Source organism: Stenotrophomonas sp. SMYL8, from assembly GCF_036320065.1.
In the GTDB taxonomy this organism is placed as follows: domain Bacteria; phylum Pseudomonadota; class Gammaproteobacteria; order Xanthomonadales; family Xanthomonadaceae; genus Stenotrophomonas; species Stenotrophomonas maltophilia_A.
The window spans coordinates 1-26,523 of the sequence record NZ_JAWIRR010000027.1 but is presented as its reverse complement, the minus strand read 5'-3'; the positions used below and the strand labels follow the sequence as shown (position 1 = coordinate 26,523).

The 26,523-nt window shown below is 66.2% G+C and carries 24 protein-coding genes and 1 rRNA gene; 6 read left to right on the top strand and 19 right to left on the bottom strand.

The annotated features are described in order from the left end of the window. Positions 1-4 precede the first annotated feature (4 nt). Positions 5-976, top strand: coding sequence for a bile acid:sodium symporter family protein (locus V3B25_RS17700; RefSeq protein ID WP_329811083.1), 972 nt, complete (start codon positions 5-7; stop codon positions 974-976). A gap of 117 nt (positions 977-1,093) precedes the next feature. Here V3B25_RS17700 and V3B25_RS17695 read toward each other — a convergent pair whose 3' ends face one another. From V3B25_RS17695 to V3B25_RS17670, 6 genes are all read right to left on the bottom strand, one after another. After that, a complete protein-coding gene (locus V3B25_RS17695; protein ID WP_329811082.1) occupies positions 1,094-1,837 on the bottom strand; it encodes a hypothetical protein in 744 nt (247 codons plus the stop codon). 677 nt (positions 1,838-2,514) lie between these two features. Then, positions 2,515-3,321, bottom strand: a complete 807-nt coding sequence (locus tag V3B25_RS17690) for a calcium-binding protein (protein WP_154351934.1) — start codon at positions 3,319-3,321, stop codon at positions 2,515-2,517. Positions 3,322-3,473: 152 nt separating this feature from the next. Continuing rightward, positions 3,474-4,367: a heme o synthase gene (gene cyoE / locus V3B25_RS17685; RefSeq protein WP_010484229.1), complete on the bottom strand. Its 894-nt coding sequence runs from the start codon at positions 4,365-4,367 to the stop codon at positions 3,474-3,476. A 4-nt stretch (positions 4,368-4,371) separates the two neighbouring features. Then, the gene (locus tag V3B25_RS17680; RefSeq protein ID WP_329811081.1) at positions 4,372-5,535 is read right to left on the bottom strand and encodes a COX15/CtaA family protein; all 1,164 of its coding nucleotides are present in this window, start codon (positions 5,533-5,535) and stop codon (positions 4,372-4,374) included. 10 nt (positions 5,536-5,545) lie between these two features. Then, the gene (locus V3B25_RS17675) at positions 5,546-6,115 is read right to left on the bottom strand and encodes a hypothetical protein (RefSeq protein WP_032129724.1); all 570 of its coding nucleotides are present in this window, start codon (positions 6,113-6,115) and stop codon (positions 5,546-5,548) included. Between the two features lie 159 nt (positions 6,116-6,274). Next, positions 6,275-6,991, bottom strand: a complete 717-nt coding sequence (locus V3B25_RS17670; protein WP_329811080.1) for an SURF1 family protein — start codon at positions 6,989-6,991, stop codon at positions 6,275-6,277. 57 nt (positions 6,992-7,048) lie between these two features. Here V3B25_RS17670 and V3B25_RS17665 point away from each other — a divergent pair, with 57 nt between their 5' ends. After that, entirely contained in the window at positions 7,049-7,267 is a 219-nt protein-coding gene (locus tag V3B25_RS17665; protein ID WP_005412025.1) for a twin transmembrane helix small protein, read from the top strand. A gap of 20 nt (positions 7,268-7,287) precedes the next feature. On the opposite strand, the gene V3B25_RS17660 is transcribed toward V3B25_RS17665, so the two are convergent. Genes V3B25_RS17660 through V3B25_RS17635 form a run of 6 tightly spaced genes read right to left on the bottom strand, consistent with a single transcriptional unit; the run spans position 7,288 to position 12,118 of the window. Continuing rightward, positions 7,288-8,163, bottom strand: a complete 876-nt coding sequence (locus tag V3B25_RS17660; RefSeq protein ID WP_005412024.1) for a cytochrome c oxidase subunit 3 — start codon at positions 8,161-8,163, stop codon at positions 7,288-7,290. 14 nt (positions 8,164-8,177) lie between these two features. Further along, positions 8,178-8,768, bottom strand: a complete 591-nt coding sequence (locus V3B25_RS17655; RefSeq protein ID WP_201117930.1) for a cytochrome c oxidase assembly protein — start codon at positions 8,766-8,768, stop codon at positions 8,178-8,180. Then, on the bottom strand, positions 8,765-9,001 hold the full coding sequence (locus V3B25_RS17650; RefSeq protein ID WP_329811079.1) for a hypothetical protein: 237 nt from the start codon (positions 8,999-9,001) through the stop codon (positions 8,765-8,767). The genes V3B25_RS17655 and V3B25_RS17650 overlap by 4 nt, the downstream gene beginning before the upstream one ends. An 8-nt stretch (positions 9,002-9,009) precedes the next feature. After that, the gene (gene ctaD / locus V3B25_RS17645; protein ID WP_005407790.1) at positions 9,010-10,617 is read right to left on the bottom strand and encodes a cytochrome c oxidase subunit I; all 1,608 of its coding nucleotides are present in this window, start codon (positions 10,615-10,617) and stop codon (positions 9,010-9,012) included. Between the two features lie 59 nt (positions 10,618-10,676). Beyond that, on the bottom strand, positions 10,677-11,630 hold the full coding sequence (gene coxB, locus V3B25_RS17640; protein WP_049401627.1) for a cytochrome c oxidase subunit II: 954 nt from the start codon (positions 11,628-11,630) through the stop codon (positions 10,677-10,679). A gap of 11 nt (positions 11,631-11,641) precedes the next feature. Then, positions 11,642-12,118: a DUF2244 domain-containing protein gene (locus V3B25_RS17635; RefSeq protein WP_004153894.1), complete on the bottom strand. Its 477-nt coding sequence runs from the start codon at positions 12,116-12,118 to the stop codon at positions 11,642-11,644. 274 nt (positions 12,119-12,392) lie between these two features. On the opposite strand from V3B25_RS17635, the gene putA reads away from it, so the two are divergent. Then, positions 12,393-15,611 (top strand): bifunctional proline dehydrogenase/L-glutamate gamma-semialdehyde dehydrogenase PutA, encoded by a 3,219-nt coding sequence (gene putA / locus V3B25_RS17630; RefSeq protein WP_329811078.1) that lies wholly within the window; start codon positions 12,393-12,395, stop codon positions 15,609-15,611. 119 nt (positions 15,612-15,730) lie between these two features. Here putA and V3B25_RS17625 read toward each other — a convergent pair whose 3' ends face one another. The 3 genes from V3B25_RS17625 to V3B25_RS17615 form a co-directional block, all read right to left on the bottom strand. Then, positions 15,731-16,804: an AAA family ATPase gene (locus V3B25_RS17625; RefSeq protein ID WP_329811077.1), complete on the bottom strand. Its 1,074-nt coding sequence runs from the start codon at positions 16,802-16,804 to the stop codon at positions 15,731-15,733. Further along, on the bottom strand, positions 16,791-17,390 hold the full coding sequence (gene pnuC / locus V3B25_RS17620) for a nicotinamide riboside transporter PnuC (protein ID WP_049421201.1): 600 nt from the start codon (positions 17,388-17,390) through the stop codon (positions 16,791-16,793). The genes V3B25_RS17625 and pnuC overlap by 14 nt, the downstream gene beginning before the upstream one ends. 105 nt (positions 17,391-17,495) lie before the next feature. Further along, the gene (locus V3B25_RS17615; RefSeq protein WP_049421202.1) at positions 17,496-18,863 is read right to left on the bottom strand and encodes an outer membrane protein transport protein; all 1,368 of its coding nucleotides are present in this window, start codon (positions 18,861-18,863) and stop codon (positions 17,496-17,498) included. Between the two features lie 226 nt (positions 18,864-19,089). Here V3B25_RS17615 and V3B25_RS17610 point away from each other — a divergent pair, with 226 nt between their 5' ends. Then, positions 19,090-19,782: a rhomboid family intramembrane serine protease gene (locus V3B25_RS17610; protein ID WP_019662230.1), complete on the top strand. Its 693-nt coding sequence runs from the start codon at positions 19,090-19,092 to the stop codon at positions 19,780-19,782. A gap of 117 nt (positions 19,783-19,899) precedes the next feature. On the opposite strand, the gene V3B25_RS17605 is transcribed toward V3B25_RS17610, so the two are convergent. From V3B25_RS17605 to V3B25_RS17595, 3 genes are all read right to left on the bottom strand, one after another. After that, entirely contained in the window at positions 19,900-20,310 is a 411-nt protein-coding gene (locus tag V3B25_RS17605) for a hypothetical protein (protein ID WP_049421203.1), read from the bottom strand. Between the two features lie 83 nt (positions 20,311-20,393). Continuing rightward, the gene (locus V3B25_RS17600; protein WP_329811076.1) at positions 20,394-21,842 is read right to left on the bottom strand and encodes a S41 family peptidase; all 1,449 of its coding nucleotides are present in this window, start codon (positions 21,840-21,842) and stop codon (positions 20,394-20,396) included. 108 nt (positions 21,843-21,950) lie between these two features. Then, positions 21,951-23,249, bottom strand: coding sequence for a peptidoglycan DD-metalloendopeptidase family protein (locus V3B25_RS17595; protein ID WP_010484243.1), 1,299 nt, complete (start codon positions 23,247-23,249; stop codon positions 21,951-21,953). Between the two features lie 95 nt (positions 23,250-23,344). On the opposite strand from V3B25_RS17595, the gene V3B25_RS17590 reads away from it, so the two are divergent. Both V3B25_RS17590 and V3B25_RS17585 read left to right on the top strand, forming a co-directional pair. After that, positions 23,345-24,007 (top strand): hypothetical protein, encoded by a 663-nt coding sequence (locus V3B25_RS17590; RefSeq protein WP_032129713.1) that lies wholly within the window; start codon positions 23,345-23,347, stop codon positions 24,005-24,007. A gap of 86 nt (positions 24,008-24,093) precedes the next feature. Continuing rightward, positions 24,094-25,809 (top strand): M28 family metallopeptidase, encoded by a 1,716-nt coding sequence (locus tag V3B25_RS17585; RefSeq protein WP_329811075.1) that lies wholly within the window; start codon positions 24,094-24,096, stop codon positions 25,807-25,809. Positions 25,810-26,191: 382 nt separating this feature from the next. On the opposite strand, the gene rrf is transcribed toward V3B25_RS17585, so the two are convergent. Further along, positions 26,192-26,306: ribosomal RNA gene (gene rrf, locus V3B25_RS17580) — 5S ribosomal RNA — on the bottom strand. Positions 26,307-26,523 lie beyond the last annotated feature (217 nt).

Sequence of the window (26,523 nt, the reverse complement as noted above, 5' to 3'; positions counted from 1 at the left end):
CACCATGACCCGCTGGTGGTCGCGCCTGCGACCGGACAACTTCACCCTCGCCCTGCTGTGCACCGTCGGCCTGGCCTCGCTGCTGCCGATGAAGGGCGCCGCCGCCATCGTGCTCGATGATGTCACCACCGTCGCCATCGCCGCGCTGTTCTTCCTGCATGGTGCGCGCCTGCCGCGCGAGTCGATCATCGGCGGCATGCTGCACTGGCGGCTGCACCTGACCATCCTGGCCTGCACCTTCATCCTGTTCCCGCTGCTGGGGCTGATGTTCAAGCCACTGTCGGGCTGGCTGCTGACCCCGGAGCTGTACCTGGGCGTGCTGTTCCTGTGCACCCTGCCCTCCACCGTGCAGTCGTCCATCGCGTTCACCTCGATGGCACGCGGCAACGTGCCTGCCGCGGTATGCAGCGCGTCGCTGTCGAGCATCCTCGGTGTGTTCCTGACGCCGCTGCTGCTGACCGCACTGGCCGGTACCTCCGGCGGCGTGCACGACCCGCTGCATGCGATCGGCGGCATCATGCTGCAGCTGCTGGTGCCGTTCGTGGCCGGCCACCTGCTGCGGCCGTGGATCGCCGGCTGGGTGGAGAAGCAGCGCGCGCTGCTGCGCTATACCGACCAGGGCACGATCCTGCTGGTGGTGTATTCGGCGTTCGGCGAAGCCGTCACCGAGGGCCTGTGGAGCAAAACGCCGCTGCTGTCGCTGCTGGCCGTGGCGGTCGTGGCCGCCGTGCTGCTGGGCATCGCCATGCCGCTGATCACCTTCCTCGCCCGCCGCCTGCACTTCAACCGCGAGGACGAGATCGCCATTGTATTCTGCGGCTCGAAGAAGAGCCTGGCCACGGGTGTGCCGATCGCCAAGGTGTTGTTTGCGGGTGGCAGCCTCGGCGCGATCGTGCTGCCGGTGATGATCTACCACCAGATCCAGCTGATCGTCTGCGGCGTGATCGCGCAGCGGTATGCGAAGCGCGCGCCCTGATTGGGCGCGCGGGCTTTTGTAGAGAGCCCATCCACGCGCGGCGTGGATCTACCAAACCGCGGATGGCGTGAACCCGCAGTAGATCCACGCCATGCGTGGATGACGCATACGCCGCCGCTAATCCACGATGGCCGCGGCGATGTCGTGCAGCACTCGGGCGTTGCGCTCCACGTCGCTGCCCGGCTCGCCCGTTACGGTCAGACTGTAGGTCTTGCTGTCTCCCGTCCAGGCAAGCTCAACCCGAGTACGGCCGACACTATCCACAACCTTCCCGAGGTGAGCGGGCTTGCCGTCCACCACGGTGTTCTGCGCCTCCGCGATGACCTCGATCTGCATGCCCGCAGCGAGGAAGTTGTTCTCGCTGAACTCCACGATGCCGACACCCTCCAGCCGGTAGAAACGGCTCAAGCCCGAGGACTTTCCACCCTCCAACGCACCACTGGGCTCCATGCCAATCATCTCGGCTGCGCCCAGCAGGCTGCTTTCCAGCCTGCTGGGTGGCTGCGGCAGGCGCTGGCGTAGTTCTGGAGTTGAGCGGTGAGTCCGCGGCACGGCAGCCAGCATTTCGGCCTGCGTTGGGATGCTCCCTGCTGCAACCCGCACGACACCGTTGGATCGTTCGATGTCATCGCGAAGCTGCTGCTTCACTTCTCGGGGGGCATCAAGGTCTGCCAGTTTCACCATCTGGTAGCTGGCCACGCTGGCGGACGATCTTCCCATTGCCGAGGCTTCCTGCATTGCAGCCTGCATGGCGCGTTGGTGTAGCCAGCTCCCTACCGCATCGGGAGCAGGTTCATTCTGGGATGCTTGAGCTGACATCGACATGGCCAGCGAGAATGCGATAAAGCAAAGAATCTTCATGATGCTCACCACTCCGAAAGCTGGCAATCGACCGCACTCGTGGATTGCGTGAATACGCGTCCGCCCAGTACCCATGTGTGATATCCGTGAACAACCATTCGTTCTGGATCACTGCCATCGCCTGCGTAAAATCGCCAGGAGTACAGTCCATTGTTAGGCGCACCGAAAGCATGCTTCGGCTCAATGTTCCCGAGGGGAACGTGCCTGGTTACGGCCGACCCCTGAAAATTGCGAAACTGGGGCCGTTCATAGGTCACGGATTCGTTGATGAATCCAATGCAGTTGGCCCGACTCAGTGCTTTTACTTCTGCTGCCGCATTGCCAGCCAGGCAGGTAAGCGCGGCACACAGAACGATGGGCAGAGAAACATGACATCTCATTGATTGCTCCACAGAATTGCGAGTCATCCCGCAATACCTGTGTATCTACTGTTGATGATCCGGTCTGGTGGAACAGTCGGTATCTGTGACGCCTTGCGTGCAGGAAGCTGACAGCGCGGCAAAACCCTACAGCGCGACGGCTTGGTCGATGGGCGCAGTTGCAGCCCTCCCGGGCGAAACCCGACACTGGCTGCGCCGGGTTCCGTGAGAGCCCATCCACGCATGGCGTGGCTCTACTCCCACCGATGGCGTGAACCACCAGTAGATCAACGCCATGCGTGGATGGATTGCCTGCCGTTACGGGCCCACCAGCGTGCCGACGCTCAACTCCGGCATCCACACCCACAGGTCGTACGGCCGTTTCGCATCGGCATCGACCCGCGGCGCCGTGGCCACCTGCTCTGGAAGTGACCGCGCCACGCAGCGGCCCGCGCATCCCCACGCCTGACCACGCTGCGCGCCCAACCGTACGCTGTAGATATCCAGGTCCCGCAGCTGCGACGCCATCGGGTGCATCTGCATTTCCGGCGGCGCACCGCCCGGCCGCTGCAGCATGGCGTGCACGTTACCGGTCAGCACCAGCATGCGTGCGTCAGCCGGCAGGCGCCGGTACAGGCGCCGCAACTCGGTAGCCATGCGGTCATCGCGTGCCTGGTTGCCGCCCTTGCTGGCATTGACGTCATAGCCAACGACTTCGATCACACGCCCCTGCGACTTCAGCACGCGCAGGCTTTCGATCATCGCCAGCATGTCGCGGCTGCGACGGCCATCGTGCTGGTCGTCGCGCACGCTCCAGAAGGCACGCCTGCGCAGCTGCTGGCGTGCCTGCTCGCCGCCATCGGAAGCCAGGTAATCGCGTAACGTGGGGGTTTCGCCGCGTGGCAGTTCCAGCGCCAGCACGACCGGGCCGTTACGGCTGTAGTCGTCCACCAGCTGGCGTACCAGCAGCGGTGTCTCGCGGGTACCGTGAAATTCACCCAGCACCAGCAGGCGATGCTCACCGGCGTGCTGGCGGATCTGCACGGCGGTGTCGTCGGCATGCGCACTAAGGGCCATGCCCAGCGTCAGCAGCAGCGCCGCCGTCCAGCGGAAGATCGAATGCATCCCTGCGCCTTCCTTTCCTTGAGGTCAGGAACAGCAATGGCGACACAGCAACCGCGGTTCAAGTAGATCCACGCCATGCGTGGATGCGCCCACCATCAGACCGGGTCAGAGCCCCGACGGGGATCCGCCCCCGAGTCGAGCATGGCTCGACTCTACAACCAGGGCAGGATCCAATGGTCCACCAGCAGGAAGGCGAACAGCGCCATCAGGTAGACGATGGAGTAATAGAACATCTTCATCGAGAACAGTTCGTCCGGCGGATTGAGCATGCGCCAGGCGTACCAGAGGAACACCGCATTGAGCACGATCGCGCCGCCCAGGTAGAACGCACCGCTCATGCCCACCAGGTACGGCAGCAGGCAGACCAGCGCCAGCACCACCGAATACACCATGATCTGCTTGCGGGTGTGCACCACGCCGTGGGTCACCGGCAGCATCGGAATTTCCGCCTTGGCGTAATCTTCGCGGCGGAAGATCGCCAGCGCCCAGAAGTGCGGCGGCGTCCAGATGAAGATGATCAGCACCAGCAGCGACGAGTACGCCCAGTCCGACGAACCCTGCATGCCGGTCACCGCAGCCCAGCCCAGCATCGGCGGCATCGCGCCGGCCAGGCCACCGATGACGATGTTCTGCGAGGTCGCACGCTTGAGGTACACGGTGTAGATCACCGCGTAGCCGATCAGCGAGGCGAAGGTCAGCACGGCGGTGATCAGGTTCACCCACAGCACCAGGATGACCATCGACAACACGATCAGCACGCCGGCGAACACCAGCACCTGCCACGGCTTGACCTTGCCCACCACCAGCGGACGCCACGATGTGCGCGCCATCTGCGCATCGATGTGCGCATCCAGCAGCTGGTTGATCGCCGCGGCGGCCGAAGCGGCCAGCCAGATACCGAGGAAGCCGAGCACGCCTGCGCGCACCTGCTCCCAGCTGGGCACGCCGGGGATGGCCAGGACCATGCCGACCAGGGCGGTGAAGACAATGAGGGCAACGACCTTTGGCTTGGTCAGGTCCCAGTACTGGCGGTAATTGGAAAACATGGAATCAGTCCGGGGCACGCAGGCGGGCCAGCAGGCTGACCAGCACGAACAACAGGGCAACGGCCACGCCGTTGTGGGCCACCGCCACTTCCAGCGGCAGCGCCAGCTTCACATTGAGGATGCCAAGGGTGACCTGCAGCACCAGCAGCGCGATCAGCGCGCTGGCCCAGCCACGCATGCTCGGCAACCGGAACAGGCGCACGCCCAGCCACAGCAGGTAGAGGGCCACCACCACCGCGAACAGGCGGTGTGCCATCTGGATGGCGATGCGCGAGGCGCCATCCAGCACGCCGCCTTCGTAATCCACGCCGATGCCACGCCACAGGGTGAAGCCTTCGACGAAGTTGTGCTGCGGCCACCACTGGTTGGCGCAGCGCGGGAAGTTGTCCAGCGAGGCGCTGCCACCGCCGCAGGCCAGCGCCGCGTAATTGGCGCTGACCCAGCCCCCCAACGCGATCTGGGTGACCAGCACCGCCACGCCGATGCGCAGCAGCCACTTCAGCTTCGGCGCCTCGGCCAGCGTGATCGGCATGTGCGTCGCGCGCCAGGCCATCCACACCAGCAGGCCGAACATCAGCATGCCACCGAGCAGATGGCCCATCACTACGATGGGTTTGAGCAGCAGGGTCACCGTCCACATGCCCAGCAAGGCCTGGAAGATCACCACCGCCAGGGTCAGCAATGCAGCGCGCGCCAGGTCAATGTTGCTCCAGCGCAGCGCGGCGATCAGCAGGATCGCCTCACCGATCAACGCCAGCACGCTGGCCGTGCCATGCCAGCCCATCATGTACAGCGGTATGCCGGCGGCCACCAGCACGCAGGCGGTCACCACCGCCGTGCTTCCGAATCGCCGCTTGCGCGTGGCCAGCAGCGCCAGGGTCAGGATCTCGATGCCCAGCGCGCCGGCCAGGAAGCGGTGCACCTGCTCACGCCAGGCCTTGTGGGTCTCCAGCGGGCGGATGTCCGCGGCCGGGTGGCCGATGGTCTCTTCCACGTGCTGCGGCCAGGTGGCCTGGCCATAGCAGGTCGGCCAGTCCGGGCAGCTCAGGCCGGCATCGGACAGGCGCACGAAGGCGCCGAACATGATCGTGCTCGCGGTCATGATCATGGCGAACCACGCCAGGCGGTGGAAATTGCGGTGCAGCGCCGGACGCGCGGAAAGGCTCATCAAACGGGACTCACTTCAGTTTCAGCAACGTGGCCATGTCCTTGCGCAGGCCGCCCAGGTCGGTGCCCGGGGCATGACGCATGATCACGAAGCCGTTCGGATCGATCACGTAGACCGGCAGGCCAGCCGGATCGTCGACGCCGGGCAGGGCCGCGCGCAGTGCTGGCGACGGAGCCAGCGGCCGCAGCGCGGGCAGCGAGGCGATCGACGCCGGTGGCGTTCCCAGCCACAGGATTTCGACATTATCGGCGTTATGGCCGAACAGCTGCCACACCTTGCCCAGTCCCTGCGACAAAGTGACGCACTGCGCGTCGCAGGCACCGGCCGGCGCCACCAGCAGGCGCCAGGTACGGGCCTCGGGGTTCCAGGCGTAGGGCTGGCCGCTGGCCAGGGTCGGCGCCTGCTGGCGCAGGTCCACCGGCGGCTTCAGCAGCTGGCCGGCATTGCGGTGCCCGGTCGGTTGCCAGCCGGAGAAGCGCAGCACGGCGGCCAGTGCCATCGCACCGAAGAACACGGCAAACAGCAGCACCAGGGTCCGGCGGCCGGAGCCGCGCGCCTGCGGGGACGTAGCAGTGTTCATGCGGAGCATTTTCTCATGGTTGGGTAAGGGATGCGGGTGTGGTGCCCTGGTAGTGGGGGGGGGGGGGGGGGGGGGCGGGGGGGCCGGGCGCGCCGGCGGCGCGCCCGCGCCCCCCCCGCCCCCCCCCCCCCCCGCCCCCCCCCCCCCCCCCCCCCCCCACTACCGGGCCACGGCACGTCTCCTGCGCCACTCCAGCACCAGCGCGACCACCAGCACGGTCAGGGCCAGGCCGAACCACTGCACGGCGTAGCCCAGGTGACGCTGCGGCGGCAGCGTGTTCGGCAGCAGGTCCAGATCGCGTTCGTCGCCGAATGGCAGCACCGGATCCAGCCGCAGGACGCGGTCGGGTAATGCCGGTAGGCCAAGCGCCGCCGCCAGGCCTTCGGCGGGCAAACGGCTGGCCAGCCAACGCCCGGCCTCATCGGTTGCGGAGAATGCGGGACCCAGTGCCAGTCCCGCCGACGGCGGCGGCGCCAGCAGCCCGCGCACGGCCACTGGCGAAGGCGGCGCCGGCACATCCGGCAGCGTGCGATCCGGCGGCAGCGCACGCCAGCCGAGGTCGACCAGCAGCACGCTGCCCTCGTCACTGCGGAACGGGCGGTAGATCTTCACGCCCGCGCGGCCGTGCCGGGTCTGGTTGTCCAGCAGCACCACGCCGGGAAGGAAGCGACCGTGATCGGCCACGCCATGCAACGCACCGGGCGCTGCGAGCGCCTGTGCCAACGACAGTACCTGCGCTGCGGCTGGACCTTGTGCATCCAACATTGCCTGTTTGGCATGCATGCGCTGCAGTTGCCACAGCCCCAATGCGCTGAAACCGGCCATCGCCAGCACCGCCAACAGCCAGCCGATCACGCGCGTGTGCTGGCGCATCATGACAAGTCCGCGCAAACGCGGTCAGATAGGCGCATCCACCCTGCCCTCGAGCCGCGCATGAGTGATTCGCTGAAGACCCTGCTGGTAATCGCGTTTCTGATCGTCATCGTCTGGAATCTGGGCGCCGGCCTGTATTACCTGCTGGTCGACCGCGGCCAGACCAAGCGCACGGTCAACGCACTGACCCGCCGCATCGCGGTGTCGGTGGCGTTGATCCTGCTGGTGATCGTGAGCATCTACATGGGCTGGATCAAACCGCACGGCATCGGCGGCTGAGGCCACCGATACGTGCGCGGTCAAAGCACGTAGACGAACATGAAGAGCATCAGCCACACCACGTCGACGAAGTGCCAGTACCACGCGGCGGCTTCGAAACCGAAATGGTTGTCGCGGGTGAAGTGCCCCTTGGCCGATCGCAGCCACATCACGATCAGCATGATCGTGCCCAGCAGCACGTGCGCGCCGTGGAAGCCGGTCAGCATGAAGAACGTTGAACCGTAGATGCCCGAACCGAGCGTCAGGTTCAGTTCCTTGTAGGCGTGGATGTACTCCTCCGCCTGCAGGGTCAGGAAGCCGAGGCCGAGCACCACGGTCAGGCCCAGCCAGATCAGCAGCTGGCGGCGGTTGCCGGCCTTCAGCGCGTGATGGGCGATGGTCAGGGTCACGCCTGAGGTCAGCAGGATCAGCGTGTTGATCAGCGGCAGGCCCCAGGCCGGAATGGTCTGGAACGCGCCACCGATCGCCGCCGGGCCATTGGTCGGCCATCCGGCGGAATAGCCCTGCCAGAGCAGCTCGTTGGTCATCACCCCGCGGCCTTCGCCGCTGAGCCACGACAGGCCCAGGTTGCGGGTGTAGAACAGCGCGCCGAAGAACGCACCGAAGAACATCACTTCGGAGAAGATGAACCAGATCATCCCCATCCGGAACGAGCCATCGACCTGATGGTTGTAGTTGCCGGCCTGCGATTCGCGCACCACGTCGCTGAACCACCAGAACAGGGTCAGCACCAGCATCGCGATGCCGATGTAGAACGTCCAGCGTCCCCAGCTGGCATCGTTGAGCCAGCTGGCCACGCCTACCATGGTCACCATCATCGCGATGGAACCCACGAACGGCCATTTGCTCTGGGCCGGGACGAAGTACACGTTGGCGTCGGTCGGTGTCTGGGCCATGTCGGTATCCGGGGTCAGGGTGCGGCGTGCGCGCCTTCCGAGGTGGCGGCCGGAGCCAGCCGATCGGACAGCGCGTCGTTGCGGTAGAAGGTGTAGGACAGGGTGATCGTCTTGATCTCCGGCGGCAGGCCCGGATCGACGATGAAGCGCACCGGCATGTCGCGCTTCTCGCCGGCCTGCAGCGTCTGCGCGGTGAAACAGAAGCACTCGGTCTTGCTGAAGAAGCCCGACGCACGCGCCGGCGCCACCGAAGGCACCGCGCTGCCGACCACCGCCTGCTGGCTGTCATTGCGGGCGAAGTACAGCGCTTCGTTGAGTTCGCCGGGCACCACGTCCATGGTCAGCTGCTCGGGATGGAACGACCATGGCAGCCGTGAGTTGACCCCGCCATCGAATTCCACGCGCACGGTGCGCTTGCCGGTCACGGCGCCGGTACTGGCCTCGCTGCCGGGACCGCGTTCCAGGCGCACGCCGAACACCTTTTCGCAGGCGATGCGGTACAGCGGCACCAGCGAGAACGTGAGCAGGAACACCGCCACCGCCACGCCGATCAGGCGCGGCAGCCCCGCACTGCGTGACGGTGTGCTGGCCGGCGCCTCGCTCATCGGCCGATCACCCCGCTGAGGATGAAACCGACGTAGACCAGCACGGCGATGGCGCCGACCCACATCGCCGTGCGCCTGGCGCGCTGGCGTTGCTGCTCGATGCTTCCACCCTGGTAGAGCCGACCGCTGGTCGGCTGCGCTTCGCTGTTGTAGAGCCGAGCCGTGCTCGGCTGCTTTTCGTCAGTCGAGCCTGGCTCGACTCTACCGATCGGCAGCGGGCTCTCGTTATGCATGCCCCACCTCAATGCGTGATGTCGTCATGCGCCAGATCACCCGGGCGGATGGTCGGCGGCGTGGTGAAGGTGTGCGCCGGTGCCGGCGACGGCAGCGTCCACTCCAGGCCGCGCGCACCCTCCCAGGAACGGGCCTCGGCCTTCTCGCCGTTGCGCAGGGACGACAGCAGGATCGCGGCCATCATGAACGGGGTAACGAACATGCCGAACGCACCGATCGAGCTGATCAGGTTCCAGTCGGCAAACGCCACGCTGTAGTCGGGAATGCGCCTCGGCATGCCGGCCAGGCCGAGGAAATGCTGCGGGAAGAACAACAGGTTGACGAATACGATCGACCACCAGAAGTGCACCTTGGCCCACTTCTCGCTGTACATCCGCCCGGTCCACTTCGGCCACCAGTAGTACACCGCGGCGATCAGCGCGAACACCGCACCGGTCACCAGCACGTAGTGGAAGTGGGCGACCACGAAGTAGGTGTCGTGGTACTGGAAGTCGGCGGCGACGATCGCCAGCATCAGGCCGGAGAAGCCACCGATGGTGAACAGGATGACGAAGGCCACCGACCACAGCATCGGTGCCTCGAACGTCAGCGAGCCACGCCACATGGTGCTGACCCAGTTGAACACCTTCACGCCGGTCGGGATCGAGATCAGCATGGTGGCGAACATGAAGTAGATCTCTCCGCCCAGCGGCATGCCCACGGTGAACATGTGGTGGGCCCAGACGATGAACGACAGGAACGCGATCGCGGCGGTGGCGTACACCATCGCCTGGTAGCCGAACAGCGGCTTGCGGCTGAAGGTCGGGATGATCTCGCTGACCACGCCGAAGGCGGGCAGGATCATGATGTAGACCTCGGGATGGCCGAAGAACCAGAAGATGTGCTGGTACATCACCGGGTCACCGCCACCGGCGGCGTTGAAGAAGCTGGTGCCGAAGAACTTGTCGGTCAGCAGCATGGTCACCGCACCGGCCAGCACCGGCATCACCGCGATCAGCAGGAAGGCGGTGATCAGCCAGGCCCAGCAGAAGATCGGCATTTTCAGCAGGTCGATGCCCGGCGCACGCATGTTGAGCACGGTGGCGATGATGTTGATCGCGCCCATGATCGAACTGATGCCGGCCACGTGGATGGCGAACACGCTGAAGGCGACGTTGTAGCCGCCCTGCAGCGACAGCGGCGGGTACAGCGTCCAGCCACCGGCCGGTGCACCGCCCGGCAGGAACAGGGTCAGCAGCAGCAGGCTGAAAGCCACCGGCAGCAACCAGAACGACCAGTTGTTCATGCGTGGCAGCGCCATGTCCGGCGCGCCGATCTGCAGCGGGATCATCCAGTTGGCCAGTCCGACGAAGGCCGGCATCACCCCACCGAAGATCATCACCAGCGCATGCACGGTGGTCATCTGGTTGAAGAACTCGGGCTTGACGAACTGCAGGCCCGGCTGCGCCAGCTCGGCGCGGATCACCACGCTCATCGCCGCGCCGATGATGAACATGATGAAGCTGAAACCGAGGTACAGCGTGCCGATGTCCTTGTGGTTGGTCGAGAAGAACCAACGTTCGAAGAAGCTCTGGTGGTGATGGTGATCGTCGTGCCCAACTGCCGAGTGCGCCATTGCAAAACACCTCTCAGAATCGGTTGTCACCACGGCCGCGAACGGCCGCGGGCTTTACATCACGCTCCGCTGGCCGCGGTGGCAGGCGCGCTGCCGGCTTCAGCAGCGGCAGGCGCTGCAGGTGCCTCTCCCGTCGGTGCAGTCGGTTCGGCAGGTGCCGCCGGCGTTGTCGGCTCGGCGGGCGGCGCCGGCTTGCGCTGCGCCAGCCACTGCTTGAACTCTTCCTTGGACACCGCCTCGACCACGATCGGCATGAAGCCATGGTCCTTGCCGCACAGCTCGGCGCACTGGCCGCGGTAGACGCCGGGCTGCTCGATGCTGGTCCAGGCCTCATTGATGAAACCGGGGATGGCGTCCTGCTTCCAGCCCAGCGCCGGCACCCACCAGGCGTGGATCACGTCGTCGGAGGTGATGACGAAGCGCACCTTGGTATCGACCGGCAGCACCAGGCGGTTGTCGACATCCAGCAGGTAATGCGGGTGAGTCTCGCGGGTCGGCACGATGCCACTTTGCCGCACGCGGTCGGACTCGCGATCCAGGCGGCTGGTGAAGGTGACGTTCTCGCCGAGATATTCGTACTTCCACATCCACTGGTAGCCGGTGACCTTCACCGTCATCTCGGCATCGCGGGTGTCGTACATCTTGATCAGGTTGGCCGTGGCCGGCCATGCCATCACGATCAGGATGATCACCGGGATCACTGTCCAGATGATCTCGGCCTTGGTGTTGTGGCTGAAGGTGGCGGCGACCGCGCCCTTGGACTTGCGGAACTTGAAGATGGCGTAGGCCATCGCCCCGAACACGATGACGCCGATCACCGTGCAGATGATCAACGAGAGATTGTTCGATTCCCAGGCCAGGCGCGAGGTCTGGGTCACCCCCTTGCCCATGTTCAGCTGCCACGGCTTGGGATCGGCCGCCTGGGCCCAGGCCAACGCCGGCATCAGTCCCCCGGCCACCATGGCGGCGACCGCTGCAACGCACTTCGTGCCCCACCTGCTGCTTTGCTTCATTGCCTAGACCCTTAGCGTCGTCGGTTGCCGCCATCGCTGGCGGCGAGCAAGCTTTCAAGTGTCTCTGCGAGCGTCTGACGTTCGGCCGGCGCGAGGAAACTCCCCACCTCCACCTGCCGGCCGCTGGATGCCAGCCGGACCCTCTCGTCGTCGGTGAGCAGGCGCACCCAGTGGGGGTGGGCCCGGAACACCGGTGATCCACCGGGTACGGGGATGACCTCCACGTACGCCGGCACTACCCGGATCTCCTCCTGCCGTTCACCACTGCGCCACAAGGCACGCAGTGCCGCCGCCAGCACCAGGCTGTACAGCAGCGCGAACAGGGGGGCGAATGCATTGCCGGCCAACCACCCGAGGGCGGACACCAGCCACATCGCACCCGACAACACGGTGAACAACAGGACGAACTGCCGGGCATCGAGCGCCCGTGGGGGACGCAACCGCAGCTGCGTACCTGACCCATCCGGAGCTGGAAGCACCTCGATCATGTCGCAACCGCGTTCCTGCCGCGGGAAACGTCTCGATGGTAGCCCCGCCCTCTCGCCGGTAGCAAGGGTGCATTCACACTTTTTACCATGCTGCAACACAGCATGAGGTCGGCGGCACGAATGACGAATTCAGCACAAATTCTGCCGAGCTTGCTGAACACGCTGAATCCACCGCAGCTAGGGGCTATCAGCGCTTCACGAAGGTGGCTGATGGGCACTTCCGCAACCCGCAAAAATGATTAAAATCGCCAAGTTTTCCACTGGCCGGACCGGCATGAACGCACCTTCCTCCTCCCCTGCCGCCCACGACGCTCCGCGTCCCGGCGCGCTGCTGTCGCCGGAACTGCCGGCGCCCCCCAACCCGTTCCGCCAGGCCATCACCGATGGCTGGTTGAAGGACGAGGCCAGCCACGTGCGCGAGCTGCTGGCGCAGGCCCGCCTGCCCGCCGAAGAGCAGGCCAAGGTGCAGGCGCTGGCCGCCGACCTGGTCGGCCGCGTGCGCGTGCGTGCCAAGGACCAGGGCGCGATCGAAGCCTTCATGCGCCAGTACGACCTGGGCAGCGAGGAAGGCGTGCTGCTGATGTGCGTGGCCGAGGCGCTGCTGCGCATTCCGGACCAGGACACCGCCGACAAGCTGATCCGCGACAAGCTGGCCGATGCCGACTGGGAAAAGCACCTGGGCGGCAGCGACTCCGTGCTGGTCAACGCCTCCACCTGGGGCCTGATGCTGACCGGCAAGCTGGTGCAGATGAACGACGCCACCCGTGCCGATGCGCCCAGCGCGTTCAAGCGCCTGGTCGGCCGCGTCGGTGAGCCGGTGGTGCGCCTGGCCGTGCGCCAGGCGATGAAGATCATGGGCCACCAGTTCGTCATGGGCCGCACCATCAGCGAAGCGCTGTCGCGCTCGCACAAGGGCGACAACGCGAACTACCGCTACTCGTTCGACATGCTGGGCGAAGGCGCGCTGACCATGAAGGACGCGCTGCGCTACCTGGAAGACTACCGTCGTGCGATCCACGCCATCGGCGGCGACCACAAGGCACGCGGCGGCCGTCCGGACGGCGACGTCAACAACGCGCCGGGCATCTCGATCAAACTGTCGGCGCTGTACCCGCGCTACGAGCACGCCAAGCGCGAGCGCGTGCTGAAGGACCTGGTGCCGGGCGTGCTGGAACTGGCACAACTGGCCAAGAGCTACGGCATCGGCTGCACCGTCGACGCCGAAGAGTCCGACCGCCTGGAACTGTCGCTGGACATCATCGAGCAGGTGTTCTCCGACACCTCGCTGGCCGGCTGGGATGGCTTTGGTGTGGTCGTGCAGGCCTACCAGAAGCGCACGCCGTACACGATCGACCACCTGGCCGACATGGCCCGCCGCGCCGGTCGCCGCCTGCAGGTGCGCCTGGTCAAGGGCGCCTACTGGGACGCCGAGATCAAGCGCGCGCAGATCGAAGGCTACCCGGGCTACCCGGTGTTCACCCGCAAGCAGAACACCGATGTCTCCTACCTGGCCTGCGCCAAGCGCCTGTTCACGCATGCCGACGCGATCTACCCGATGTTCGCCACGCACAACGCGCACACCATCGCGGCCGTGCGCAGCATCGCCAATGGCGGCGTGTACGAGCACCAGAAGCTGCACGGCATGGGCGATGACCTGTACGCGGAAGTGGTGCCGGCCGACCGCTTGAACCTGCCCTGCCGCGTGTATGCACCGGTCGGTTCGCATGAAGACCTGCTGCCGTACCTGGTGCGTCGCCTGCTGGAAAACGGCGCCAACTCCAGCTTCGTCAACCGCATCACCGACGAGCGCGTGCCGATCGCCGACCTGATCCGCGATCCGGTCGAGATGGTGTCCTCGTTCGAATCGATTCCGCATCCCAAGATCCCGCTGCCGGTTGACCTGCTGCGCAGCCAGAACCACGACAGGAAGAACTCCATGGGCGCCAACCTCGCCAACGACAACGAACTGCGCGCCCTGGCCGAGCAGATCAACGCGGCTGTGAAGCCCTGGCAGGCCGCCCCGCTGGTACCGGGTGCCAACCCGGCCGGCGCCGCGCTGCCGGTGACCAACCCGGCCGACACCCGCGAAGTGGTCGGCCAGTGGCTGGCCGCCGATGCCGCCACCGTGCAGAAGGCCCTGGCCAACGCCGTGGCCGCGCAGCCGGCCTGGAACCGCACCCCGGCCGCCAGCCGCGCCGCCATCCTCGAGCACGCCGCCGACCAGCTGGAAGCGCGCATGCCGGAGTTCATGGCGCTGTGCGTGAAGGAAGCCGGCAAGAGCCTGCCCGACAGCATCGCCGAAGTGCGCGAAGCGGTGGACTTCCTGCGCTACTACGCCAAGCAGGCGCGCGAGCAGTTCAGCCACGCCGAGAAGCTGCCGAGCCCGACCGGTGAGTCCAACGAGCTGCAACTGCACGGCCGTGGCGTGTTCGTCTGCATCAGCCCGTGGAACTTCCCGCTGGCGATCTTCCTGGGCCAGGTCGCTGCCGCCCTGGCCGCCGGCAACAGCGTCATCGCCAAGCCGGCCGAGCAGACCAACCTGATCGGCTACTACGCGGTGAAGCTGCTGCATGACGCCGGCGTGCCGGCCGAGGTGGTGCAGTTCCTGCCGGGCGACGGTGCCACCGTCGGTGCCGCGCTGACCGCCGACCCGCGCGTGGCCGGCGTGGCCTTCACCGGCTCCACCGACACCGCCCGTGCGATCAACCGCGCGATGGCCGCACGTGACGCCGCCATCGGTGTGCTGATTGCCGAGACCGGTGGCCAGAATGCCTTCATTGCCGACTCCTCGGCACTGCCGGAACAGCTGGTCAAGGACGCGATCGGTTCGGCCTTCACCTCTGCCGGCCAGCGTTGCTCGGCCGCGCGCGTGCTGTTCGTGCAGGACGACATCGCCGACAAGGTGATGACCATGCTGGCCGGCGCGATGAAGGAACTGAAGGTCGGCAACCCCGGCCTGCTGTCCACCGACGTCGGCCCGGTGATCGACGCCGACGCGCTGAAGATCCTGCAGGACCACGCCGAACGCATGGACCGCGAAGCGCGCCTGATTGCTGCCGCCGAGCTGTCTGCCGAAGCGGCCAATGGCACCTTCTTCGCGCCACGTGCGTACGAACTGAAGGACCTGGGCCAGCTGCAGAAGGAAGTGTTCGGTCCGGTCCTGCACGTGATCCGCTGGAAGGGCGACCAGCTCGACGCGGTGATCGACCAGATCAACGCCACCGGCTACGGCCTGACCCTGGGCGTGCATTCGCGCATTGACGAGACCGTCGACCGCATCAGCAACGGCGTCCACGTCGGCAACGTCTACGTCAACCGCAACCAGATCGGTGCGGTGGTCGGCGTGCAGCCGTTCGGCGGCCAGGGCCTGTCCGGCACCGGCCCGAAGGCCGGCGGCCCGCACTACCTGCTGCGCTTTGCCACCGAAAAGACGGTGACGGTGAACACCACCGCCGCCGGCGGCAACGCCTCCCTGCTGACCCTGGGCGACTGATCGCCTGCGTCATGCGGTGAACGAAAAACCCCGCGAAAGCGGGGTTTTTTTGTGCTTTTTATTCCTGTAGAGCCGAGCCCACGCTCGGCCTGCATGGTGCAGCGGGCACTGGACCGGCTCTACAGTGGCGGGGTGACACTGAACCGGTTGTCCGCCCGCTTCGCCAGCTCGCCCTGCACGCGTACGATGCGCGTCTCCAGATCGCCTTCCAGCAGCACGTACTCGACACCCTCTGCCTGCAGCTGCGCCAGGTACCACGCATGCTGCTGCGACCGGAAGGCTTCGCCCACGCGCGTACCATCCTGGTCGAACGGAATATCCGGCGCGCACAGGAACAGCAGGTCGTAGCGTCGTCGTGCCGCCTGCCGCAGCGGCTCCGGCGCCGTGCCGAACATCCAGCCGCTGTACCCCAGCGTTACCCACGGCGTGGTATCGCAGAACAGCCAGCGATGCGCGCGCCGCGCGGCCTCGTCTTCGTGCTGTGGCTGTGTCATTGCAATGCGAAGCAGATCGTCCGGCGTCAGTTCTCCCCCCTGCTGCTCCCACAGGGTGCGGCCATACTCCGGCACCCAGGCGGTCTGCAGGCGCTCGGCCAGCACGCGCGCCAGCGTGGTCTTGCCGCTGGACTCGCCACCGATGAAGGCCACGCGCTGCACATGGTCGGCATACACCTGCGATGCGAGGCCATGGCGATGCGCATGCGGATCGGTGCGCAGCTGGGTGCCACAGGCCTGCCCGACGTCCAGCGCGCGCTCCAGCCGCTCATGGCGCACGGGTGTGCCGAAGTGCGTGGCCAACGCCTGCGCGAAGCCGTCTCCATAGTCCTCACCGGTGTACACCGCCTGCACCGGCCCACCGAACAGGTTCAGGCACAGCCAGGCGGTGAAGTCGCGCTGCACCTGTTCGTCATCACTGTCCTGCGGCAGCGCTCGCACTGGCAAGCCATGCTGCATGCACAATGCCGCCAGTCGCGCGTCGTCAAGCACTGCTACCGTCGCCTGCGGGAAACGCGCACGCAGCCAGCGCTCACGGCGCTCGGCGCTGTAGCCGGCAAAGCCCGGCTGCGACCAGCCGATCACCAGCAGCTGATGGCAGCGCGTGGCGGCGAAGTCGATCAGTCGTTCATGGCCGAGGTGCAGCGGGCAGAACTTGCCCACCACCAGCCCCCGCGCAGCACGCTCAGGCAGCGGCATCGGCCGCCCTGGCCTCGTTGCGCATCAGGTGCCGCCAATGGCGCAAGGCCACCAGCGCGTTGATCCAGAAGCCCACATACAGGATCGAGGTCAGGTGCAGGCCACGGCTGTAGTACAGCGGCACCGCCACGGTGTTCACCAGCAACCACACCCACCACGATTCCAGCTTGCGCCGCATCATCAGGATCTGCGCGATCACGCTCAGCACCAGCACCGCCGAATCAATGTACGGGGCGTAGGCGTTGGTCAGGCGGGTCAGCATCCAGCCGTAACCGAAGGTCGCCACCACCGCCAGCGGCGCCAGCCAGGCCCATGCACGCGGTCGCAATGAGGTGATCGGCAGCGGCGCACCGTGATCGCCGCGCAACCACTGCCACCAGCCCAGCACGCTGATGGCAATGAAGAAGAACTGCAGCACCATGTCAGCGTACAGATGCGAGCGCTCGAACACCGCGGCAAACAGCGCACAGCCGACGATGCCCAGCCACCAGGTGTGCACGTTGTTGCGGCCGGCCAGCAGGATCGAGCCGGCGACGGCGATGTTGGCAGCCAGCTCCAGCTGGAAGTTCGGATCGGACAGGTTCATGGCGCTATTGTCGTGGATCCACGCCGTGGATGGCCCGTGGCCACAGAAAAGGAAAGCCCCGCTTGCGCGGGGCCTTCCGTGTGCTGCGTCAGGCCGAGGCCCGAATCAGAACTTGTACTGGAACGAAGCCGCCAGCACGTCGCCACGGACCTTGTACTTGCCCGACAGCGAGTTGCCCTGGTTGTTGTTGCCAGCCGGCACGTAAACGTTCGGGTCGCTGGTGAACAGATGGGTATAGCCCAGGTTGTACTCGGTGTTCGCCGACGGGGTCCAGCCCACGCCCAGCGACAGCCACTTGCGGCTGGTATCCGGCACACGCACGTCGCGGTGGGCGTCGGTGGTCGGGGTCTGGTCCAGCGCCACACCGCCACGCAGGGTGACGGTATCGCTCAGCTTGTAGTCGGCGCCCAGCGACACGAAGGTGGTATCGCGGTAGCCGAACTTCAGCTCCGAATTCGGCTGCGGCGAGGCGTAGTCGACGGTGACGTTGTCAAAGGCGGTCGACCAGGCGGTACGGGTCACGTCGCCCATCACGGTCCAGCGGTCGTTGACCTTGTGGGTCACGCTCAGGGTGGCCGAGGCCGGCATGGTGACGTTGGCCTTGCCGCTGGTGTCCATGAACCAGCCGCGGGTGTTCGGCGAGTTGGTCAGCAGGGCACGGGCACGATCGGCGCCGCTGAAGGTCGCATCACCACCGGTGATCTTGTGCTTGACCTTGGAACGGTAGCTCAGGCCGATATGGGTGTTCTCGTCCAGCGAGAACAGGCCACCGACGGTCCAGCCCACGGCATTGTTGTCGCCCTCGATCTTCAGGGTGCCATCCGAGCTGCCCGGGGTGAAGCCCGGAGCGCCAGCACCGGCCAGGATGCTGCCGTAGTCGATGGCGTTGCTCAGCTCGATGGTCAGGTGTTCAACAAACACCGACGCGCCGAAGGACACGTATGGGTTGACGTCATACGACGCGGCGAAGCCGAGGTCGATGGCCTTCAGGTCGGTCTTCAGGCCGCTGTAGCGACCGACCCAACCGTTGTCGTATTCGGTCTTGAAGCCGAACGGAGCGGTCAACGACACACCGAAGTGGGCCTGCTCGCCGATCGGCATGTGGAAGTACGCAGCCGGAACCGGGGCGATCATGCCGGCGTCGCCGCCGTTGCCGCCCTGGGCCGGGAAGCCATTCGGGGTCCGCTGGCTGACGCCGGTACGGCCGGTGCCCTTGTACTTGGCACCGAAGCTGATGGCGCTGACGTCGCCCTGGATCATGGTGCCTTCCAGCTGGCGCATGCCGGCCGGGTTGACGGCGATGATGGAGGCGTCGCCTTCGGCGCTGCCGGAACCGGCGAACGCGCGGCCGAGGCCCTTGGCGCTGTTTTCCTTCAGCTGGAAGGCGGCAGCGTTGGCATCGGCGGCGGCCAGCGCACCGGCAACGCCGACGGCCAGCAGGGTCAGTCGGGCAATGGTGGAAGCGGTTTGCATCGTAGTTCTCTCTCCGGTAAGCGGTGATGGTGCTCTGAGTGCGCCTGCGCCCGGCAGGCCTTGGGGCCCTTCGGAGCGCGCCGGATTCCCCTCCCGACATACGACGCCGTATGCGAGTATTACCCAGAGCTGTTAATGAAACAATAACAGCGCAGGCGCTTTTTTCGTCCCAGAAGCTGAACAGGACAATCCCCGCCGTAAGCGCCCGCACGCTAGGCTATTGCCCATGTTCGTCTCCCTCCCGTCGCGCAAGAAGGCGGCCCTGCGCTGGGCCACGCCCGTGCTGTTTGCGGCACTGTGGCTGGCGTTCCTGTGGTCGATCTCGCGTCCGGACGACGCCCGCGGCAGCCTCTGGCTGGACTGGGGCGCCCTGTCCACCGGCCTGACCCACCCGCTGGACTGGTGGGCGACCCTGCAGGACGGCAGCGTGCTGCGGCTGTTCACGGCCCTGTTCCTGCACGCGGACTGGTCACACCTGCTGGGCAACCTGGTATTCCTGCTGATCTTCGGCCTGCCCGCCGAGCGGGTGCTGGGCCCGTGGCGGCTGCTGCTGCTGTTCCTGGTCGGCGGTGCCGTTTCCAATCTGGTGGCGATCTACACCATGGGCAGCCCGGACCAGATCATCATCGGTGCCAGCGGCGCGGTGTCCGCACTGATCGGCGCCTATCTGGCCCTGTTCCCGGGTGCCCGGCTGGGCGTGGTCATTCCGCTCGGCCTGTTCCTGGAGTTCGTGCGCGCCCCGGCCTACCTGCTGATCGGCGTCTGGGCCGCCCTGCAGGTGGTGTTCGCCCATATCGGCCCAAGCTTCGGCATGGTCGCCTGGTGGGCGCACATCGGCGGCTTCGTGTTCGGCGTGGTGTACGGGGTCTACGTGCGGGCGGCCATCGCCCGCCGCCTGCGCAAGCGCCACGGCTTCTGACCCCTGGTAGTGCCGGCCGCTGGCCGGCTCCACGCGCACCCGCTCGTTCGTGGCGTCGAGCGTGCTCGACTCCTTCATCGATATGGATCTGCTCCGTCCGCGATGACGCCGAATGCGTCACTCGCGACTGACCACCAACGTGTTGTGGTGGGTATCGAACAGCAGCGTAGCGCCGTCATCCAGCACGACGAAGTACTCAAAGAACGGCAACTCGCCGAGCAAAGGAATCAGTTCACTTTCCTGCAGAGTCCAGATCGGCCAAGGCAATGCGCGCTCATCTGACGCTACCAGGCACATTTCACCGTTCACTTCCGCCAGCAGTTCAGCCAGGCAGGAAAGGCCTTCATCGCTGCTGTCGTATTGGATCGTCTGATCAGACGTCGCTTTGCCTGCCCACCAATAGACAAAGCGCGGATCGATTCCATGGCGGACCGCCAGGGATTCCAGCAAGGTGGCGGCCCGGTCAGGTGGCAGCGGATCACGGCCAAGCAGTTGGCTGATCGTAGTCGCTAGGTTCGAATCGTCCATGGGCCGATTCTATCGGGCGACGCCTCGGCCGCGTCGCCTTGTGGATGAGCAGGGTGTCCGCCGGGCACAGCCCGGCGCTACCGTCAGGGCTTGGCCGGGACCGGAATGGGCTTCGCTTCCGGCTTCGCTTCTGGCTTCGCTTCTACCTTCGCCTCCGGCTTCGCGGCAGCGGCCTTCGCAGCCTTGGCCGCATCCGCTTTTGCCGCTTCGGCCTTCAAGCGTGCAGCCACCGAACCCGGGATCTTCAGCTCGGCCAGCGCGTCGTTGATCGGGCCATCGCCCGGCAGTACCGCACCTGCGTGATAGCCCTCGGTGCCCTCGTCGTCACCGCGCAGATGACCCGGCAGGGTCGCTTCGCTGTAATCGCTCAGGCTGGCCGGCAGTGCATCCTCGGCCGGCGTAGCGGCCGGCTTCAGTTCGACCTCCGGCACGATGCCCGTGGCCTGGATCGACTTGCCGCTGGGCGTGTAATAACGCGCGGTGGTCAGCTTCACCGAGTCACCGTTGTCCAGCGGCAGCACGGTCTGCACCGAGCCCTTGCCGAAGGTGCGGCTGCCAACCACGCGGGCGCGCTTGTTGTCGCGCAGTGCGCCGGCCAGCACTTCCGAGGCACTGGCCGAACCGGCGTCGACCAGCACCACCACCGGTGCGCCCTTCAACAGATCGCCCGGCGTTGCATCGAAACGTGCATCGCTGATGCTGATGCGGCCGCGGGTACTGACGATGTTGCCCTTGTCGAGCAGGTCGTCGGCCACCTGCACGGCAGCAGTCAGCAGGCCACCCGGGTTGCTGCGCAGATCCAGCACCAGGCCCTTGAGCTGGCCACCGGACTGCTTCTGCAACTGCTGCACGTGCTTCTGGAAGTCCGAACCGGTGTCGGCCTGGAACGTACTCAGGCGGATGTAGCCATAGCCCGGTTCCAGCAGGCGGCTGCGCACGCTGGTCACGCGGATGGTCTGGCGGGTGAGGCTGACATCGAACGGCTTGGGCTTGCCTTCGCGCACGATGGTCAGCACCACCTTGCTGCCGGCCGGGCCGCGCAGCGGTTCGCTGGCATCGATCGCGCTGATCGGCTTGCCGTCGATGGCGATGATCAGGTCACCGGCGAGGATGCCGGCCTTGGCCGCCGGCGTGTCGTCGATCGGCGAGATCACCTTCATGCTGGCGTTGTCCGGCTGCTGCTGCAGCTCAACGCCGATGCCTTCGTAGGCGCCGCTGGCCTGTTCGTCGAAGGCCTGCGCGTCTTCCTTGTTGAAGTAGGTGCTGTGCGGATCGAGGTCGAGCAGCAGGCCACGCACCGCTGCCTGCATCAACTTCTTGTCATCGACCGGATCGACATAGGCGGCACGCACCGCGTTGTACACGGCCACGAAACGGCGGATGTCCTCGAGCGGCACCTTCGAGGTCACCGCCTCCTCGCTGTTCGCTGCCTGCCCGCTGGTTTCCTGGCTCGGGGCGGGCGCGGTCTGCTGCGCCCAGGACAGCGCTGGCAACAGGGCCAGCAAGAGGGTGGCGGTACGGGCTGCGCGCATGGATCACTCCTGTCGACGGTGGCATGGTGCCCAAGGCACATGCACCGATTATGCGCGAAGCACAGCTAAATTCCCGTTGAATCCAGCCCGCACGTGGCGAGCGGGGATTCAGCGCCGCTGCAGCCAGCTGTCCGGATTCACCGGTTGCCCGCCACGACGCAGCTCGAAGTACAGCGCAGTGACCCCTTGGCCCCCCGAGTTGCCGACCTTGGCCACCGCATCGCCACGGCTGACCCGTGCACCGGCGTCCTTGAGGAGGGTGTCGTTGTGGGCGTACAGGCTCATGTAGCCATTGCCGTGGTCGACGATCAGGATCATGCCGTAGCCGGTCATCCAGTCGGAGAACACCACGGTACCGTCGGCCACGGCGGTGACGGTGCTGCCGGCCGGTGCGCCGATCAGCACGCCGCTGCTGGTACGCCCGTCAGGCAGCTTGCCGCCGTAGCGGGCCAGCAGGTTGCCGGACAACGGCCAACCCAGGCCCCCCACCTTCGGGGCCGGTGCGGAAGCCACCGCCGGCGGAACCTTGGTGGGCGGTGGCGGCCGGCCCTGCGCGGCAGCCTGGCGTGCGGCTCGTTCGGCAGCGGCCTTTTCGGCGGCAGCTCGACGTGCAGCCGCGCGACGCTCGGCTTCGGCACGGGCGGCGGCGGCACGCAGATTGGCCAGCAGTGTTTCCAGCGCCTTGGCATCCTGGCCCAGCGCCTGTTCCTTCTCGCGCTGGTCCTTGAAGCGCTCGTCCAGCGAGGCCACGGTCTTTGCACGATCGCGGCGGTCGGCTTCCAGCGCCGCTGCCTGCTGCTTCTGGTCCTGCTGCGCCCCCTGCAGCTTCTGCTTACGCTCCGCAATCTGCGCCTGCAGCGCTTCCAGTTCCTTCAGGTCGGCGGTCAGCGTGGTGATGCGCTGGGCCCGCTCACGCTGCAGGTAGCGGTGGTAGGCCAGGGCGCGATTGGCATCGGCCACCGTGTCCTGCGACAGCAGCAGCTTCAACGGTGCGTGGTTGCCCAGCTGGTAGGCCGCACGCAGCAGGCCGGCCAGCTCGCGATGCTGCTGGGCGAGGTTGGCCTGCAACGTGCTGCGGCGCTGTTCGGCCTCGGCCAGGGCCCTTCCCTGCTCGCGCAGCGCGGTTTCGGTCTGCGCCAACGCACGGCCGGTGCGGGCCACCTTCTCGTCGGCCTCGCGCAGCTGCTGCGAAGCCTGGCCGCGCTGGCCCTCGATCTGCCGGCGCTCCTGCGCCACGCCCTTCAGTTCACTGCGCAGTTTCTGCAGCTTGCGCTCGGTCTCGCGCGTGGTCTGCGCGGCACCCGGCAGCGGCAACGCCAGTGCCAAGGCCAGCCCCAAGAGCAGGCAGCGCCCGCCGCGAGCAGCGGCGATGTGATGTCGGCGTGATGGGAAGGCGTTGTTGCGCAAGGGCTTTCCAGTGACTTCAGGCAGTTGCAGGGGGTACCGGGGAATGGTGACATCTCCGCACGCGGCCTGCCAGCCACACATCCATCGAGGTCCCCATGAAAGCTCTCTCCATTCCGCTGCTGTTGGGCGTACTGCTGGTCACCGGGCCAGTGGCAGCGCAGGAAAACATCAGCAAGGTCAACGGCAGCATCAGCGCCGAACCCGGCCAGCGCTACGGCAAGCTGGACACCGTCAACGGCGGCATCCGCGTCGGCGAAGGCGTCGAGACCGGCAGCATCGACACCGTCAACGGCGGGGTCAAGGTCGCCGACCGCGCGCGCACTGGCAAGATCGAAACGGTCAACGGCGGCGTACGCCTGGGCCGCGAAGTGATCGCCCACGGCAGCGTCAGCACCGTCAACGGCAGCATCTTCAGCGATCGCGGCAGCCAGATCGAAGGCGGCGTTGAAACCGTGAACGGTGGCATCGGGCTGGTCGAAAGCCGCGTCGGCAACGACGTGGAAACCGTCAACGGTGACATCACCGTGGGCATCGGTTCGCAGGTCAAGGGCGGTGTGCACGTGCGCAAGCCGAACTTCAGCGTCTCGCTGACCGCCAGCCGCAAGCCACGCGTGATCATCGGTCCAAATGCCGTGGTGGACGGCCCGTTGCAGTTCGAACGCGAGGTGGTGCTGTACGTGCACCGCACGGCCCGCATCGGCCCGGTCACCGGCGCCGAGCCGATCCCGTTCGACACCGAAACCGCTCCGGCGGACTGAGCACACCGCGCCCATCGGTTCGGTGATACTCGCTGTTACCGGTCGTACACGTGGTGCGGCCGCCCTTTGTTTTCCAGGAATCGACGATGCCCCGCAAACTCCTCCTGTGCCTGGCCGCTGCGGCCGCGCTCAGTGCCTGCAAAGGCGAAGACACTCCGGCGCCCGCGCCGGCCACCGACACCGCCGCTGCCAAGCCGGCGGCCCATGCGTTCTCGCCGGAGATCAACGCCGGCGACTTCGCCGAGATGGTCAAGACGCTGGCTTCGGATGAATTCGAAGGCCGCGCCCCGGGCAGCAAGGGCGAGGAACTGACGGTCAACTACATCCGCGACCAGATGCAGCGCATCGGCCTGCAGCCCGGCAACGGCGACAGCTGGTTCCAGGATGTGCCGATGACCGAGACCACGGCCGACGAATCGACCGTGCTGAAGATCACCCAGGGCGGCAAGACCACCGAGCTGAAGTTCGGCACCGACATGGTGGTGGGTACCCGTACCGGCCAGGCCGAGGTGAAGGTCGATGCCAGCGACCTGGTGTTCGTCGGCTACGGCGTCGACGCGCCGGAGCAGAAGTGGAACGACTACGCCGGCCAGGACTGGAAGGGCAAAACGGTCGTCATGTTCGTCAACGACCCGGGCTTCCATGTCGATGACGCGAAGCTGTTCGACGGCAAGCGCATGACCTATTACGGGCGCTGGACCTACAAGTTCGAGGAGGCTGCGCGAAAGGGCGCCGCTGCCGCGCTGATCGTGCACGACACCGCCGGCGCTTCCTACGGCTGGGATGTGGTGAAGAACTCCTGGGCAGGCCCGCAGTACGACCTGCCGGCCAAGGATGACCCGGAAGCCCGCATTCCGGTGCAGGGCTGGCTGAGTGCTGACGCTGCCAAGGCGCTGTTCGCCGGTGCCGGCCTGGACCTGGCGCAGGCCTACAAGGACGCCAGCAAGCGCGGCTTCAAGCCGGTGCCGATGAAGGCCACCGCTGCGGTCGATCTGAAGAGCCAGATCGCGCAGAAGCAGTCGCGCAACGTGGTGGGCGTACTGCCGGGCAGCAAGCGTGCCGACGAGGCCGTGCTGTACATGGCGCACTGGGATCACCTGGGCAAGCACGAGGGCGAGACCGGCGACAACATCTACAACGGCGCGGTCGACAACGCGACCGGCGTGGCCGGCATCCTCGAGGTGGCTGAAGCCATGGCCCACCAGGAGCCGAAGCCGGAGCGCTCGGTGGTGTTCCTGGCGGTGACCCTGGAAGAATCCGGCCTGCTGGGTTCGAAGTACTACGTTGCCCATCCGACCTTCCCGCTGGACAAGATCGCCGGCGTGATCAACATTGATGCGATGTCGGTGGCTGGCCGTGCCAAGGACGTGACCGTCACCGGCTTCGGCAGCTCGGAGCTGGAAGACATCCTCAAGCCGCTGGCCGCGGCCCAGGACCGTACCCTGCACGGTGAGACCTCGGTGCAGAGCGGCTTCTACTTCCGTTCCGATCACTTCAACTTCGCCAAGGCCGGTGTGCCGGCCCTGTACGCCGATGGCGGCGAAGACCTGCGCGAGGGTGGCGTGGACGCGGGCCGCAAGGCTGCAGCCGACTACGGCGCCAACCGCTACCACGGCCCGAAGGATGAGTTCGATGCGGCCACCTGGAAGCTGGACGGCACCGTCGAAGACCTGCAGCTGATGTACGGCGTCGGCAAGGAACTGGCCGGTGGCGATCGTTGGCCGAACTGGTACGAAGGCAACCCGTTCAAGGCAGCCCGCGACGCGATGATGAAGGACAAGGCCCCGGCTGCGGCGAAGTAGCGTCGAGCTTGCTCGACTGAGTACTGAAGCAAGCCAAGGCGGCGCCCGCAAGGGCGCCGCTTTTTTGTGTGTGATCGCGCCCTGCAGTTGTAGATGCCAACCTTGGTTGGCGCCGTGGTTCCGTGCAGAGAGCATCCACGCATGGCGTGGATCTACCGGTAGTGCCGGCCGCTGGCCGGCAAACGATCGCTGTGTGGGCCTGCTGTTGGTAGCCGCCAACCTTGGTTGGCGCCATGGTTCCTCACGGAGGGCATCCACGCATGGCGTGGATCTACCGGGCGATGTAACGCCGTCGGGTTGCCGGCCAGCGGCCGGCACTACCCGCATTTCGCGCGCATAAAGAAAAACCCCGCTGCGTGAGCAGCGGGGTTTTGGGTGTAAACCCTGGCGATGACCTACTCTCGCATGGCTTGAGCCACACTACCATCGGCGCAGCTGCGTTTCACTTCCGAGTTCGGGATGGGATCGGGTGGTTCCACAGCGCTAATTTCACCAGGGAGACGGTTGCAGCAGCGCTTGCAGCGCCAGCTTCGCGATCTTGCCCTTGGGGCGGAAGGTACCCGGAAAATGCAGTGCCTTCACTTAATAAGAAAAACCCCGCTGCGTGAGCAGCGGGGTTTTGGGTGTAAACCCTGGCGATGACCTACTCTCGCATGGCTTGAGCCACACTACCATCGGCGCAGCTGCGTTTCACTTCCGAGTTCGGGATGGGAT